Source organism: Stenotrophomonas sp. YJH_SMC_64 (assembly GCF_059371375.1).
Genome location: NZ_JCAFUN010000013.1, coordinates 79,512 through 93,935 on the forward strand (window position 1 = coordinate 79,512; position 14,424 = coordinate 93,935).

The following is a 14,424-nucleotide window of genomic DNA, read 5'->3' on the forward strand; positions in this document are numbered from 1 at the left end:
TTACTCCAGCCCGTCCAGCAGCTCGTCGACCTTTTCCAGGGTCAGACGCTCATGGTAGTGACCGTTGATGACCATCATCGGCGCGCCACCGCAGCCGGCCAGGCACTCTTCCTCGCGCTTGAGGTAGACGCGGCCGTCCGGGGTCGATTCACCGTGCTTGATGCCCAGCTTCTTCTCGCAGTGGCGGACGATGTCCTCGGCGCCATTGAGCCAGCAGCTGATGTTGGTGCAGATGGCCACGTTGTTGCGGCCGACCTTCTCGGTCTCGAACATCGAGTAGAAGCTGGCGACCTCGTAGGCCCACACCGGCGGCAGGTCCAGGTACTTGGCCACGCCGGCGATCAGCTCGTCGGTCAGCCAGCCCTGGTTCTGCTCCTGGGCCGCATGCAGGCCCTGCAGCACGGCAGAGCGCTTGCGGTCCGGCGGGAACTTGGACAGCCAGTGATCGATGTGAGCGCGGGTCTTGTCGCTCAGCACCACCATCGGGTCGACGTCGCGCGCCGCCTCGAAATTACCTGTCGCCTTCATCGGCCGACCTCAGCGAAATGCATAACGTGAAATTCCAGAAACTGCGGCGCCGGCTTGCGCCGGCTGCCTGCAGCGGGCGTTGGCGTGGCGGACGGCATTACCGGTCAACCTCGCCGAACACCAGGTCGTAGGTACCGATCATCGCCACCACGTCGGCCAGCATGTGGCCGCGCACGATCGAATCGATCGAGGACAGGTGGGCGAAGCCCGGCGCACGCAGGTGCACGCGGAACGGCTTGTTGGCGCCATCGGAGACCAGGTAGCAGCCGAATTCGCCCTTCGGGGCTTCCACCGCCGAGTAGGTCTCGCCGGCCGGCACGCAGTAGCCTTCGCTGAACAGCTTGAAGTGGTGGATCAGCGCTTCCATGTCGTCCTTCATGTCCTCGCGCTTGGGCGGAGCGACCTTGAAGTTCTTCACCATCACCGGGCCCGGGTTGGCCTTCAGCCACGCCACGCACTGCTTGATGATGCGGTTGGACTCGCGCATTTCGGCAACGCGGACCAGGTAGCGGTCGTAGCAGTCGCCTTCCTTGCCCAGCGGGATGTCGAAATCGACGGCATCGTACTTGGCGTACGGGCGCTTCTTGCGCAGGTCCCAGGCGACGCCCGAGCCACGCAGCATCACGCCGGTCATGCCCCACTGGTGCGCCAGTTCCGGCGTCACCACGCCGATGCCGACGGTACGCTGCTTCCAGATACGGTTGTCGGTCAGCAGGGTTTCGTATTCGTCGATGCGCTTGGGGAACTCGACGGTGAAGTTCTCCAGGAAGTCCAGCAGCGAGCCCTCGCGCGAAGCATTGAGCTGCTTCAGCGCCTTGCCCTTGTGCCAGCGCGACTCCTTGTACTTCGGCATGTGGTCCGGCAGGTCGCGGTAGACACCGCCCGGACGGTAGTACGCCGCGTGCATGCGTGCGCCGGAGACTGCTTCATAGCAGTCCATCAGCTCTTCGCGCTCGCGGAAGGCGTACAGCATCACCGCCATCGCACCCAGGTCGAGCGCGTTGGAGCCCAGCCACATCAGGTGGTTGAGGATGCGGGTGATCTCGTCGTACATGGTGCGGATGTACTGCGCACGCTCCGGCGCCTCGATGCCCATCAGGGTCTCGATCGCGCGCACGTAGGCGTGCTCGTTGCACATCATCGACACGTAATCCAGTCGATCCATGTAGCCGATCGACTGGTTGAACGGCTTGGACTCGGCCAGCTTTTCGGTACCACGGTGCAGCAGACCCACGTGCGGGTCGGCGCGCATGATGGTTTCACCGTCCATTTCCAGGATCAGGCGCAGCACACCGTGAGCGGCCGGATGCTGCGGGCCGAAGTTCATGGTGTAGTTGCGGATTTCCTGCCGGCTTTCGGCGGCGTTGCTGGCGAATGCTTCGCCGGCCTGGTGTACGTGGCTCACTTCACTGCCTCCTGCGCGCGCTCACCTTCTGCGGTCTGCAGACGGGCGTCGTCGCGGATCACGCGCGGCACGCCGACACGCGGCTCCACCGAGGTGACCGGTTCGTAGATCACGCGCTTCTTTTCTTCGTCGTAGCGGACTTCGACATTGCCGATCAGCGGGAAGTCCTTGCGGAACGGATGGCCGACGAAACCGTAGTCGGTCAGGATCCGGCGCAGGTCCGGGTGGCCTTCGAAGATCACGCCGTACAGGTCGAACGCTTCGCGCTCGAACCAGTTCAGGCCCGGCCAGATGCCGGTCAGCGAGGACACCACCGGCAGTGCTTCGTCAGGCGCGAAGCAGCGCAGGTGCATCATCAGGTTGTGCTGGTACGAGCGCAGCTGGGCGACCACGGCGAAACGCTGGGTCGGCATGTGCTGCGGGCGGGCACCGTCGGCACCGTTTTCCTCGGTGGGGAACTCACCCCACGCGAAACGGCCCTGGGCCTTGCCTTCGACGCCACGGCTGAAGCCCTGCGAGGACACGTCGGCGGTGTCCCATTCGTCGGAGCCATAACCCAGGTAATCGACGCCGCAGAGATCCACGGCCTGCTCGAAACCAAACTCGTCACGCAGCGCCAGGGCGGTGGCGTGCCACTCGGCGGCAGGCACTTCCAGCGTCACTTCGCCGCGGGGTTCGACCACGATGACCTTCGCACCAGCGAAACGTGCGGAGAGTCGGTCGATGAAGGATGCTTGCTCTGCCATGGGGGCTTGGCGCGCTCTTGTCAGGTGAAGGGGTCAGCGGGCGATGGTCTGTGTACGCCAGATCTTCTTCTGCAGCTGCAGGATCCCGTACACCAGCGCCTCGGCGGTCGGCGGGCAACCCGGGACGTAGACGTCCACCGGCACCACGCGATCACAGCCGCGCACGACAGAATAGGAGTAGTGGTAATAGCCGCCACCATTGGCGCAGCTACCCATCGAGATGACCCACTTCGGGTCCGGCATCTGGTCGTAGACCTTGCGCAGCGCCGGGGCCATCTTGTTGACCAGGGTACCGGCCACGATCATCACGTCGGACTGGCGCGGCGACGGGCGGAACACCACGCCGTAGCGGTCAAGGTCCAGGCGCGCGGCGCCGGCGTGCATCATCTCGACCGCGCAGCAGGCCAGACCGAAGGTCATCGGCCACATCGAGCCGGTGCGCGCCCAGTTCAGCAGTGCATCGACGCTGGTGGTGACGAAGCCCTTTTCCAGCAGCGGGTTGTCGCCTTCCGGCCGCAGGATGTCATCAACCCGGCCTTCCGGCGTGGGGTTGTTCATGAGGCCATCGAGAGTCTGAATCACTCCCATTCCAGCGCTCCCTTCTTCCAGACGTAAATGAAACCGAGGAACAGCATGCCGACGAACAGGCCCATGGTGACGAGCGAACGCGCGCCCAGCTCCATGAAGACCTGGGTCCACGGCACGATGAAGATGATTTCCAGGTCGAAGACGATGAACTGGATCGCGATCAGGTAGTAGCGCACGTCGAACTTCATGCGCGCGTCTTCGAAGGCCTCGAAGCCGCACTCGTACGGCGACAGCTTTTCCAGATCGGGGCGGCGGGGACCGAGGAATCGACCAACCAGCATCAGCGTAATGCCGATACCGGTGGCAACGATCAGAAACAGCAGAGACGGCAAATATTCGGCCAGCACAGCGATTCTCTCTTGCCTCTGCCGCTGCGCCTGCAGGCGCTTTGGCATGGGGGAGTGGACGGGAATCTACCTGGCGCCTTGCGCGCCAGGCGAACCCGCTTTACTTACAAATGGTGCCCAAGAGGGGACTCGAACCCCTACGACCTAAGTCGCTACCACCTCAAGGTAGTGCGTCTACCAATTCCGCCACCTGGGCAAACGATCACATCAGACTATCTTCCCGATGCGCCGCGTATTGTAACCGGCTTCAGTGTTTCTGGGAGCCTTCCGAAGGCTTTTCTTCACCAGAAACCGAAGATTCCGCCTGAGCCGGCACATTCGCGGCCGGAACCGGGGCGGCCGGGACCGCATCAGCCTTCGGAACGGCCGGCAATTCGCCTGCCGGAGCCGCCGGAGCGACCGCCGTCGGGGCGGACATCAAGCCCAGATCCTGGTCGGCCGCCGGACGGCTGCCATGACCGGCATACCAGGCCATGAAGAGGCTGATTCCGAAGAACACGACGGCCAGCCACTTGGTCGACTTGGACAGGAAGTTCGAGGCGCCACGCGCACCGAACACCGTACCCGAGGCGCCGGCACCAAAGCCCGAACCCGCCGCCGCACCCGAGCCACGCTGCATCAGGATCAGCGCGATCATGGCCACAGCGACCAGCACGTAGACGACATTGAGGATCAACATCAGCATTGGAAACCGCCCTCGGACAATACTTCTAGGATTAGTTCGCGGCCGCCGCCCTTGCGATGGCCAGGAAGTCCGCGGCCACCAGGGAGGCGCCGCCGACCAGCCCACCATCGACATCCGGCTGCGCGAACAGTTCCCCGGCATTGTCGGGCTTCACGCTACCGCCGTAAACAATGGGCAGTGAATCAGCGATTCTAGCATCGATACGCGCGACTTCGCCACGGATGAACGCGTGCACCTGCTGTGCCTGCTCCTTGGTGGCGGTACGGCCGGTACCGATGGCCCAGACCGGCTCATAGGCGACCACAGCCTGGGCGAAACCGGCCGCGCCGACCAGCTCCAGCACCGGTGCCAGCTGGCTGGCGATGACCGCTTCGGTCTGCCCGGCCTCGCGCTGTTCCAGGGTCTCGCCCACGCACAGCACCGGCACCAGGCCGGCGTGCTGGGCGGCGGCGAACTTGCGCGCGACCAGCTCGCTGCTCTCATGGTGGTACTGGCGGCGCTCGGAATGGCCGACCAGGCCATAGCGGGCCCCGACCTCGACCAGCATGACCGCGCAGACCTCGCCGGTGTAGGCGCCCTTCTCGTTGCTGCTCACGTCCTGCGCGCCAAAGGCCAGGCCGGTCTCGCCGAAGTCCTCGACCAGTTCGCCCAGGTACGGCAGCGGCGGCAGGATCACCACGTCCACCCCCTCCAGCGGCAGCCCGGCAGCCACCTGCCCCAGCAGTTCATTGGCGAATTGACGGCTGCCATGCAGCTTCCAGTTTCCGGCGACGATCTTGCGGCGCATGAGCGGGTGGCTCCTGTGTGAAGTCAGCCGGTCATGATACCCGCTGCGGCAAAAATCCGTTTCCTTGTAAGCGGTTACATGGATTTTCAGCCAACGGCGCAGCCCCTCGTGGCGGGGGGCGGGGGGCGGGGTTTGGTTGCTCGCGGAGAGCCAGGCTAGATCCAGGGCTTGGCCGGGCGGGTGGGACTGCGCAGGGGACGCTGCAAGTACGTCCATGTAAGCTCGATCGCCGCATCCATGCGGCTCACGCCCCTGCGCAGCCCCACCCACCCGGCCTCTGACACAGTCCGGCGGCTCCGCCCGCCACGGAAAGAAAAAAGAAGAGCAGGAGCAAAGGCAAAAGCTGCATTCCGGGTTGCTGCCGGCTGGACCAACCCCTACCCCACTTCGATCCGACAGATCTCATCCACGCAAGGCGTGGATCTACCGTGTCGACCAAGGTCGACACCCACCAACCGTCACCGGGAAACTGTCGAAGGCGGGGAGGTGTGGGTTGGCAGGACCGTTGGCGCCATGGATGGCGCCATCGAGCCCCCAGGGGTGAGGGCGCTTTGCTTGCGAAGCACTGCTTCGCAAGCGCCCGAACGCACAGCCGCCAGCGGCTGGGCCGGTCTGGGGGTTCACGGCGTGTCCTGCCAACCCACACCGCCCCGCCCAACACGCAGAAACCCAGAGCCGCTTTGGCTTTGGACTTGCCGGCCAGCGGCCGGCACTACCGCGGGTGCAGGGTGCAACCCTGCAAAGACAAAGGCCGCCTTTCGGCGGCCTCACTTTTCTTTACTTCAGCTTGATCTCGCGCAGGCGCTCCTCGAGGAAGCCGTGGGCGGTGATCGGCTCCGGGTACCGGCTCGGGTTCTCCGGGGTGATGCACGAGGGCAGCACGTCGATCAGGAAATCCGGGTTCGGGTGCAGGAAGAACGGCACCGAGTAACGCGGCTGGCGGGCCAGCTCGCCCGGGGGGTTGACCACGCGATGGATCGTCGACGGGTACACATGGTTGGTCAGGCGCTGCAGCATGTCGCCGATGTTGACCACGATGGTGTCCGCGTCCGAGGTGAACGGCACCCACTCGCCCTCATGCGACTGCACCTCCAGGCCCGCGGCGCTGGCGCCGACCAGCAGGGTGATGAAGTTGATGTCGCCATGCGCGCCGGCACGCACGTTCGGGATGTCGTCGGTGGTGATCGGCGGGTAGTGGATCGGGCGCAGGATCGAGTTGCCGAAGTTGGTCTTGTCGGCGAAGAAGTCTTCCGGCAGGCCGATGTGCAGGGCCAGCGCGGACAGCACGCGCGAACCCAGGTTGTCCAGCGCCTGGTACAGGCCGTAGCCGCGCTCACGGAAGCCCTCGACCTCGGTCGGCCACAGGTTCGGTGCCATCACGTCGCGGTACTTGGAGTCGTCGGCGATTTCACGACCGATGTGCCAGAACTCCTTCAGGTCGAAGTGCTTGGAGCCCTTGGCGGTTTCCACGCCGAAGGGAGTATAGCCGCGGGCGCCGCCGCTGCCGGCCACGTGGTACTTGCGCTTGACCTCTTCCGGCAGGGCGAAGAAGGCCTTGAAGGCATCGTAGGCCGCGTCGATGTCGGCCTGCGGAATGCCGTGGTTGCGGATGCCCGCGAATCCCCATTGGCGGTAGGCCGCGCCCAGCTCGGCCACGAAGGCCTCGCGGTCGCTGTCGAAACGGGTGATGTCGAGGGTGGGGATCTGGCTCACAGCAATTCCTGGCTTGTCATTGGGTCTGGGGGGCCTGCGCATTCATGGCCCGCCTGAACATTGTGACAGATCACCCGGCGGACGCTACTCGATCCTCGGAAACAAATCGATACAATGCGCGACCTGCGCACAATTTAACGAATCCATCACGTTGGCAGCGCAAGCCCCGACCGCGCCTCCCCGACCCGACGCACCATGCCCGACGCCCCAGCCGCCATCGCCCTTCCCTCTGCGGGCCCTGCCCTTCGCTGGCGCCGGCTTGCGTGGTGGTCCCTGTTCGTCCTGGGCAATGCGCTGCTGGCGACGATGATCACCCTCGGCAACGTGCCGCTTTACGACAACCCGGGCGGCCACCAGGGCCTGGCCTATCTCGCGATTGCCCTGCCCGGGCACCTGCTCGCCTTCGGCGCGCTGGCCGGCGCGCTGCCACTGCTGCTGGGCCTGTGGCCGCGCAGCGCGCGCACGCTGAGCATCAGTGCGGTACTGCTGCAGGGCTTGTGGTTGTGCCTGCTGCTGGTCGACGCCAAGGTGTTCACCCTGTACCGCTTCCACCTCAATGCCATGGTCCTGAACATGGTGTTCGGCGGCGCCCTGCAGGACCAGGTTGCGTTGTCGTGGAAGACCTGGGTACAGGTCGGCCTGCTGGTGGCGGCCATTTTCACCGCCGAGGGCATCCTGGCCTGGGCGTGCTGGAAGCTGCTGCCGGCCGCGCCCCGCCGGCGCAGGGTGCTGCAGGCCTGGGCGGTGGTCGCCCTGCTGATGGCGAGCGGCCAGGTGGCCACCGTCTACTACGACGCACGCGGCGACCGTGACGTGATTGCCCAGTGGAACTACCTGCCCTGGGCCCAGCCGATCACCGCCAAGAGCTTCATGCGCAGGCTGGGCGTGGTCAGTGAACAGCAGGTCGGCCTGCCCGATCCTCGCCATGCGCAGCTGCTGTATCCGCTGCAGCCACTGCGCTGCCAGAGCCCACAGCGGCCCAATGTACTGATGGTCGTGCTGGAATCGCTGCGCCACGATGCGCTTACCCCGCAGACCATGCCGAACACCTCGGCACTGGCGGCCTCCGCTCGTGTCTACGACCGCCATTTCAGCACGGGCAACGCCACCCGCTATGGCCTGTTCGGCCTGCTCTACGGCCTGCCGGGCGGCTACTGGCAAAGCATGCTTGACGAACAGCGCGGCTCACAGCTGTTCAAGGTGCTGGGCCAGCAGGGGTACGACCTGCATCTGTACGGCAGCGCGCCGATGTACAGCCCGGAATTCGACCGCACTGCATTTGCGGACGTCCGCGACCAGCTGCACCAGGGCCCGCCCGGCCTGGGTTCGGAAGGCCGTGACAGCAGCATCGTAGCCTCGCTTCAGAAGGACATCCGTGCAAGCCAGGCAGCGCACACGCCGTGGTTCGGCTTCGTCTTCCTCGATTCCACCCATGCGCCCTACCACATGCCCGCAGGCTACCCGCCGCTGGCGACCCCGATGGCGCAGGAAATCGACTTCCTCAGGTTCGGTCCGGACCACGACCCGGCCCCGGAACTGAACCGTTACCGGACCGCCGTGCATTACGCCGACAGCCTCGTCGGCACCCTGCTGGACGATCTGCGCGCGCAGGGCCTGGATCAGAACACCATCGTCCTGGTCACCGGCGACCACGCCGAGGAGTTCAACGACCTGAAGCTGAACTACTGGGGCCACAACGGCAACTTCTCCGACTACCAGCTGCAGGTACCGTTCGTGCTGCACTGGCCCGGCCAGGCCAGCGGCCATGAGACACGCACCAGTTCACATGAGGACTGGGTGCCGACGTTGATGCGCCACGCCCTGGGCTGCGAGAACGCACTGAGCGACTTCAGCACCGGCCAGGATCTGCTGGCCGAACCCGCAGGCGAGCGCGCACTGGTGGTGGAAAGCTGGTCACAACGCGCCGTCCGCCATGGCAATGGCATCTACGTGTTCGACAAGTTCGGCAATGCGACGGCGCTTGACCTGCATTACCGCCCGCTGCCGCGCCAGGCCCCGGATGCCGGCGCCGTCCGTACCGCATGGGAAGCGCTGACCCGCTTCCGCAACCGCTGACCACAGAGGATGGATTCCATGAAACGCTCGCTGCGGATCCTGCATACCGAAGCTGCCCGGGGAATGGGCGGCCAGGAGATCTACATCTTCCGCCACATGCAGGTGATGCGTGCGCGCGGGCACCAGGTGTCGCTGCTGTGCCAGCCCGATGCCCGCCTGGCCCAGCTCGCGCGCGACGATGGCTTCACTGTGCATACTCTGCGCATGGGCGGCCTGGCACGGCTGCTGCGCGGCATCTGGTCGGTGTCACGCCTGGTACGCCGCGAGCGCTACGACGTGGTCAACACCACCAGCCGCCGCGACGCACTGATCGCCGCGGCCGGCGCACGCCTGGGCGGCACGCCACTGGTGGTGCGCTCGCGCCACCTGATGAGTCCGGTCAATTCGTTGCTGACCTATACCGGTCTTCCGCACCGGATCATCACCGTCAGCGATTTCGTCAAGCGGCTGCTGGTCGACCGCGGCATTGCCGCCGAGCGCATCGGCATCGTGCCCCCCATGGCGACGCCGCCGCGCTGGGGCATGACCGAGCAGGGCGATCCCTGGGAGAACCTGCAGGCCACCCGCGCACAGGTCCGCGCCGAACTCGGTTTCGCCGAGCGCGACATCGTGGTCGGCTGCGTGGCCGTGCTGCGCGAGCCCAAGGGCCATGCCGAGCTGCTGCGCGCCATGGCGCCACTATGCAAGACCAATCCCGACCTGCACCTGGCCGTGGTCGGCGACGGCGAGCCGGTCATGGGCCGCCTGCAGGCCCTGCGCAGCGAACTCGGGCTGGAGCGCCAGGTGCACCTGCTCGGCTTCCGCAGCGACGCACACCGGCTGATGGCCGGTTTCGACATCTTCGCCCTGGCCACCCACAAGGAAGCCTCGGGGACCGTGTTCCTCGAGGCGGCGCAGGCGGCACTGCCGATCGTCTCGCATCGCGTTGGCGGCGTGCCTGAAATGCTGGTGGAAGGCAGCAACGCCATCCTCACCCGGCTGGGTGATGACGCCGCCCTCACTGGTGCGTTGCGGCTGCTGGTGGATGATCAGGAACGTCGCCGGCAGATGGGCCGCGCCGGTTGGGACTGGATCCGCAGCGCCAAGCAGTTCAGCGCGGCCGGCCACGGAGAGGCCACTGAAAACTACTACCTCCAATGGTTGAAGGAGCTGGGTCATGGCTAACGCCAGAACCGTACCGGTGCTGATGCACCACCATGTCAGCAACTCGCCGGGAATGATCACCGTATCCCCGGAGAACTTCGAGAGCCAGATCGCCTGGCTCGCACGGACCGGCTGGACCTCGCTGACGCTGGACCAGTACGCCGGCTTTCTCGCCGGGAAGCCGGTGCCGCGCAAATCGATCGTGATCACGTTCGACGACGGCTACCTGGACAACTGGGTCTACGCCCATCCGATCCTGCAGAAATACGGCATGCATGCGGTGGTCTTCGTGGTCACCGGCTGGATGCACGAAGGTCCGATCCGCCCGCATGCAGGCATCGAAGGCGCCGAGCTGCCGGCCACGCCGGAACATCGCGCCTGCGAGGACCTGATCTACAAGCAGGGCCGCAGCGACGAAGTGATGATGCGCTGGAGCGAAGCGCGTGCGGCAATCGAAGCCGGCACGTTCGAGGTCCACTGCCATACCCACAGCCACACCCGTTGGCTCAAGCGCGATGACCTGGACCGTGCGCAGCGCCGCGAAGGCATCAGCGGCGACCTGGCCATGGCGAAGCAGACGCTGCTGGAGAAGCTCGGCGAAGTCTCCGATACGCTGTGCTGGCCCTATGGTGACTTCGACGATGACTACATCGAAGTGGCACGCGAACAGGGCTTCCGCTACCTGCACACCACCCATCCCTTCGGCCGCAACGTGATTGGCGGCGATCCGGAGCGGATCTATCGCTTCGCGATCCGCAACCGGCCGGCCAGCTGGCTGCGCAAGCGCATCGCATGGAGCTACAACCCGTTGATCGCGCCGATCTTCAACGGCTTCAAGGCGCGGCAGAAGAAGATGGTGCCTGGCCCGTAGGAGGCCACGTTCATCTTGATCGCGGCAGCACCCGTTTTCGAATGGACTCAAAGGAACAGTGAAGGCAATGAACGTACTGGTGACCGGCGGTGCTGGCTACATCGGCTCGCATGCATGCGTGGAGCTGCAGCAGCAGGGGCACGGCGTGGTCATCGTGGACTCGCTGTGCAACAGCGACGCCAGCGTGGTCGAGCGCATCGGACGGATCACCGGCACGGCACCGGTGTTTGTGCAGGCTGACATCCGGGACCGGCCGCGCATGGCCGCCTTGATGCAGGAGCACGCGATCGATGCCGTACTGCACTTCGCAGCGCTCAAGTCCGTGGGCGAATCCCAGAAGATTCCACTGCAGTATTTCGACAGCAACATCAGCGGTTCGATTGCCCTGCTCGGTGCCATGCAGGATGCAGGCGTGCAGTTGCTGGTCTTCAGCTCTTCGGCAACGGTGTACGGCAACCAGGACCACTGCCCGGTGGCCGAGACCGCTTCAACCTGTGCGATGACGCCCTATGGGCGCACCAAGCTGGTGGTCGAGCAGCTGCTTGCCGACCTGGCGGCAACGGGCCAGGACCTGCATATCGCGACGCTGCGCTACTTCAACCCGGTCGGCGCCCACGCCAGCGCGCTGATCGGCGAGCTGCCGCATGGCACGCCGAGCAACCTGATGCCCTACATCGCGCAGGTCGCAGCCGGGCTGCTGCCGGAGGTCCAGGTCTTCGGGGACGACTATCCGACCCATGATGGTACCGGCGTGCGCGACTACATCCATGTGCAGGACGTCGCCAGCGCCCACGTACTGGCCCTGCAGTTCCTTCGCGACCAGCGGCGCAGCATCACCCTCAACCTTGGCACCGGCCAGGGCCACAGCGTGCTGGAACTGATCCAGGCCTTCGAGCTCACCACCGGCGTAAGGGTTCCGTTCCGCATCGTACCGCGGCGCGATGGCGACATCGCGGTCAGCTTCGCCGATGCCTCGCTGGCGCTGCGCGAGCTGGGCTGGAAGGCGCGTCACGATCTCACCGACATGTGCCGGGACACCTGGAAGTGGCAGCGGGCGATGTCACGCACCGCACACGGTGCAATGCCAGAGCACCTGCCCGCGCGCTGATGCGGGCAGGACCCAGCGGTCGGAAACGCCCGTACACGACGCGTCACAAGGTGCGCAGCCGCAGCTGAACGCGATCGCGGGCCGCGCACGGTTGAGTCCCCCTCCCAGAAAAAAACATGGCCGCAAACGCGGCCATGTCGGGTGCAACACGCGGTATTGCCACGCTGCTCAGGCAGCGGCTTCGCGCACCGCAGCGGACAAGCGATCGAGTGTCTCCTGCATCAGCGTGGCGTCATCGGCTTCGACGGTAACCCGCACCACCGGCTCGGTACCCGACGGGCGCAGGAACGCGCGACCGCGGCCGGCCACCGACTGCTGCGCGGCCGCCAGCGCGGCCTGCACACTGTCGGCCTGCACCGTGGCCTTGGCCGAGACATTGCCCAACCGCACGTTGACCGTTTTCTGCGGCACCCGCTCCAAACCCTTCAGCGCCTGGCGCAGGGTCTGGCCGCCGTTGCGCAGTGCCACCAGTACCTGCAGGGCACTGACAATACCGTCGCCGGTGGTCGCCCGGTCCAGGCACAGCAGGTGGCCTGAGGCCTCACCGCCAAGCACGCCCCCGCCTTCGACCAGCGCCTGGTGCACGTATCGATCACCAACGTTGCTGCGCACGAACGGGATCTGCAGATCGGCGAAAGCTCTCTCCACGCCGTAGTTGCTCATCAGCGTGCCGACCACCGGGCCGCGCAGGCGGCCTTCGTCCTTCCAGGCGCGGGCCAGGATGTACAGCAGGTCATCGCCGTCGACCGGGTTGCCCTGGTCGTCGGCCATCAGCACACGGTCGCCATCACCATCGAAGGCGATGCCGAGATCGGCGCGGGTCTCGCGGACCTTGGCCGCCAGGTTGTCGATATGGGTGGAACCCACACCGGCGTTGATGTTGACGCCGTTGGGCTCGGCACCGATGCCGATCACCTCGGCGCCCAGTTCGCGGAACAGCAGCGGTGCGATCTGGTAGGTGGCGCCGTGTGCGCAATCCAGCACCAGGCGCACGCCACGCAGGTCGAACGCGCGCGGCACGCTGGCCTTGCAGAACTCGATGTAGCGGCCGACCGCTTCGCGCGCGCGCGACGCCTTGCCCAGCTTCTCCGATTCGGCGGTGGTGAACGGAACGTCCAGCGCCGCTTCCAGGGCCAGTTCGGTGGCGTCGTCGAGCTTCTCGCCCTGGGCGGAGAAGAACTTGATGCCGTTGTCGTAATGCGGGTTGTGCGAAGCGCTGATGACGATGCCGGCGTCCACGCCCAGCGTACGGGTCAGGAATGCCACGGCCGGGGTCGGCATCGGGCCGAGCAGCTGCACGTCGGCACCGGCGGCCACCAGCCCGGCTTCCAGCGCCGCTTCGAACATGTAGCCGGAAATGCGGGTGTCCTTGCCGATCACCACGATCGGCCGGCGCCCGTCCTGGCCGCGCTGGGCGACCAGGACACGGCCCAGGGCGTTGCCCAGGCGCAGCACGAAGTCGGCCGAGATCACGCCTTGGCCGACCCGCCCACGGATGCCGTCAGTTCCGAAGTACTTGCGGGCACCCATCAAGCCACCTCCGGCGCCGGCTGGCGACCCAGCATTGCCAGCAGATCGGACAGACGGTCGCGCATCTCGCGACGGTCACAGATCTGGTCGATGGCACCGTGCTCCAGCAGGAACTCCGAACGCTGGAAGCCTTCCGGCAGCTTCTCGCGCACGGTCTGCTCGATCACGCGCGGACCCGCAAAGCCGATCAGTGCCTGCGGCTCGGCGATATTGATGTCGCCCAGCATCGCGAACGAGGCCGACACGCCACCGGTGGTCGGGTGGGTCAGCACCGAGATGTACGGCAGGCCCGCTTCACGCAGCTTGCCCAGTGCGGCCGAGGTCTTGGCCATCTGCATCAGCGAGAACAGGCCTTCCTGCATGCGCGCGCCGCCGCTCTGCGAGAAGCACACGTACGGGGCACCGATCTCCACTGCGGTTTCGGCGGCCAGCGCGAAACGCTCACCCACCACCGAGCCCATCGAGCCGCCCATGAAGGCGAAGTCGAACGACGATGCGACCAGCGCACGGCCCTTGAGCAGGCCGCGCATGGCGATCAGCGCGTCGTACTCACCCGTGTTCTTCTGCGCGATCTTGATGCGCTCGCTGTACTTCTTCTGGTCCTTGAACTTGAGCAGGTCGGTCGGGCCCAGGCGCGCACCGATCTCGGTGGTGCTGTCGGCGTCGAACAGGGCGGCCAGGCGCGCACGCGCGCGGATCGCCATGTGGTGGCCGCACTTCGGGCAGACCTCCAGGTTCTCTTCCAGTTCCGGACGGTACAACGCGCTGCCGCAGTTGCTGCACTTTTCCCACAGGCCCTCGGGGACACTGCGCTTCTTGCTGGGGGTGTTGTCGGTGCGGATGCCGGACGGCATCAACTTGCTGAGCCAACTCATGCGGGAGGACACTTCCGTTCAG

14 protein-coding genes and 1 tRNA gene are annotated in these 14,424 nt (G+C 65.8%); 4 read left to right on the forward strand and 11 right to left on the reverse strand.

Annotated features, from left to right (window positions below; all coding sequences use genetic code 11):
• The 9 genes from nuoE to AC5P9L_RS15190 form a co-directional block, all read right to left on the reverse strand.
• Complete coding sequence (gene nuoE / locus AC5P9L_RS15150) at positions 1-528, reverse strand: NADH-quinone oxidoreductase subunit NuoE (protein ID WP_005410460.1); 528 nt, start codon at positions 526-528, stop codon at positions 1-3.
• A 97-nt stretch (positions 529-625) separates the two neighbouring features.
• Complete coding sequence (locus AC5P9L_RS15155; protein WP_014037950.1) at positions 626-1,933, reverse strand: NADH-quinone oxidoreductase subunit D; 1,308 nt, start codon at positions 1,931-1,933, stop codon at positions 626-628.
• Positions 1,930-2,679 (reverse strand): NADH-quinone oxidoreductase subunit C, encoded by a 750-nt coding sequence (locus tag AC5P9L_RS15160; RefSeq protein ID WP_005410462.1) that lies wholly within the window; start codon positions 2,677-2,679, stop codon positions 1,930-1,932. Before AC5P9L_RS15160 ends, AC5P9L_RS15155 begins: the two co-directional genes overlap by 4 nt.
• A gap of 33 nt (positions 2,680-2,712) precedes the next feature.
• On the reverse strand, positions 2,713-3,267 hold the full coding sequence (locus tag AC5P9L_RS15165) for a NuoB/complex I 20 kDa subunit family protein (RefSeq protein WP_005410463.1): 555 nt from the start codon (positions 3,265-3,267) through the stop codon (positions 2,713-2,715).
• On the reverse strand, positions 3,258-3,614 hold the full coding sequence (locus AC5P9L_RS15170; RefSeq protein ID WP_005414075.1) for an NADH-quinone oxidoreductase subunit A: 357 nt from the start codon (positions 3,612-3,614) through the stop codon (positions 3,258-3,260). The genes AC5P9L_RS15165 and AC5P9L_RS15170 overlap by 10 nt, the downstream gene beginning before the upstream one ends.
• A 111-nt stretch (positions 3,615-3,725) precedes the next feature.
• A tRNA-Leu gene (locus tag AC5P9L_RS15175) sits at positions 3,726-3,810 on the reverse strand.
• A 51-nt stretch (positions 3,811-3,861) separates the two neighbouring features.
• The gene (gene secG / locus AC5P9L_RS15180) at positions 3,862-4,299 is read right to left on the reverse strand and encodes a preprotein translocase subunit SecG (RefSeq protein ID WP_049459174.1); all 438 of its coding nucleotides are present in this window, start codon (positions 4,297-4,299) and stop codon (positions 3,862-3,864) included.
• Between the two features lie 31 nt (positions 4,300-4,330).
• Entirely contained in the window at positions 4,331-5,086 is a 756-nt protein-coding gene (gene tpiA / locus AC5P9L_RS15185) for a triose-phosphate isomerase (protein ID WP_495230650.1), read from the reverse strand.
• 777 nt (positions 5,087-5,863) lie between these two features.
• A complete protein-coding gene (locus AC5P9L_RS15190; protein WP_005410467.1) occupies positions 5,864-6,841 on the reverse strand; it encodes an isopenicillin N synthase family dioxygenase in 978 nt (325 codons plus the stop codon).
• A 153-nt stretch (positions 6,842-6,994) separates the two neighbouring features.
• Here AC5P9L_RS15190 and AC5P9L_RS15195 point away from each other — a divergent pair, with 153 nt between their 5' ends.
• The 4 genes from AC5P9L_RS15195 (at position 6,995) to galE (ending at position 11,997) form a co-directional block, all read left to right on the forward strand.
• Positions 6,995-8,875 (forward strand): DUF3413 domain-containing protein, encoded by a 1,881-nt coding sequence (locus tag AC5P9L_RS15195; protein WP_111189607.1) that lies wholly within the window; start codon positions 6,995-6,997, stop codon positions 8,873-8,875.
• Positions 8,876-8,893: 18 nt separating this feature from the next.
• Positions 8,894-10,039, forward strand: coding sequence for a glycosyltransferase family 4 protein (locus tag AC5P9L_RS15200; RefSeq protein WP_076739728.1), 1,146 nt, complete (start codon positions 8,894-8,896; stop codon positions 10,037-10,039).
• Positions 10,032-10,889, forward strand: coding sequence for a polysaccharide deacetylase family protein (locus tag AC5P9L_RS15205; protein ID WP_005410470.1), 858 nt, complete (start codon positions 10,032-10,034; stop codon positions 10,887-10,889). The genes AC5P9L_RS15200 and AC5P9L_RS15205 overlap by 8 nt, the downstream gene beginning before the upstream one ends.
• Positions 10,890-10,956: 67 nt before the next feature.
• Positions 10,957-11,997, forward strand: coding sequence for a UDP-glucose 4-epimerase GalE (gene galE, locus AC5P9L_RS15210; protein WP_099479367.1), 1,041 nt, complete (start codon positions 10,957-10,959; stop codon positions 11,995-11,997).
• Between the two features lie 168 nt (positions 11,998-12,165).
• Here the strand turns inward: galE and glmM are convergent, their stop codons facing one another.
• Positions 12,166-13,527: a phosphoglucosamine mutase gene (glmM, locus tag AC5P9L_RS15215; RefSeq protein WP_005414080.1), complete on the reverse strand. Its 1,362-nt coding sequence runs from the start codon at positions 13,525-13,527 to the stop codon at positions 12,166-12,168.
• Entirely contained in the window at positions 13,527-14,402 is an 876-nt protein-coding gene (gene accD, locus AC5P9L_RS15220) for an acetyl-CoA carboxylase, carboxyltransferase subunit beta (protein ID WP_005410473.1), read from the reverse strand. Before accD ends, glmM begins: the two co-directional genes overlap by 1 nt.
• Between the last annotated feature and the right edge of the window lie 22 nt (positions 14,403-14,424).

Coding starts and splice junctions, on each gene's coding strand:
- nuoE (WP_005410460.1), bottom strand. CDS start 528: ATGAAGGCGACAGGTAATTTCGAGGCGGCGCGCGACGTCGACCCGATG.
- AC5P9L_RS15160 (WP_005410462.1), bottom strand. CDS start 2,679: ATGGCAGAGCAAGCATCCTTCATCGACCGACTCTCCGCACGTTTCGCT.
- AC5P9L_RS15165 (WP_005410463.1), bottom strand. CDS start 3,267: ATGGGAGTGATTCAGACTCTCGATGGCCTCATGAACAACCCCACGCCG.
- secG (WP_049459174.1), bottom strand. CDS start 4,299: ATGCTGATGTTGATCCTCAATGTCGTCTACGTGCTGGTCGCTGTGGCC.
- tpiA (WP_495230650.1), bottom strand. CDS start 5,086: ATGCGCCGCAAGATCGTCGCCGGAAACTGGAAGCTGCATGGCAGCCGT.
- AC5P9L_RS15190 (WP_005410467.1), bottom strand. CDS start 6,841: ATGCGCAGGCCCCCCAGACCCAATGACAAGCCAGGAATTGCTGTGAGC.
- AC5P9L_RS15195 (WP_111189607.1), top strand. CDS start 6,995: ATGCCCGACGCCCCAGCCGCCATCGCCCTTCCCTCTGCGGGCCCTGCC.
- AC5P9L_RS15200 (WP_076739728.1), top strand. CDS start 8,894: ATGAAACGCTCGCTGCGGATCCTGCATACCGAAGCTGCCCGGGGAATG.
- AC5P9L_RS15205 (WP_005410470.1), top strand. CDS start 10,032: ATGGCTAACGCCAGAACCGTACCGGTGCTGATGCACCACCATGTCAGC.
- galE (WP_099479367.1), top strand. CDS start 10,957: ATGAACGTACTGGTGACCGGCGGTGCTGGCTACATCGGCTCGCATGCA.
- glmM (WP_005414080.1), bottom strand. CDS start 13,527: ATGGGTGCCCGCAAGTACTTCGGAACTGACGGCATCCGTGGGCGGGTC.
- accD (WP_005410473.1), bottom strand. CDS start 14,402: ATGAGTTGGCTCAGCAAGTTGATGCCGTCCGGCATCCGCACCGACAAC.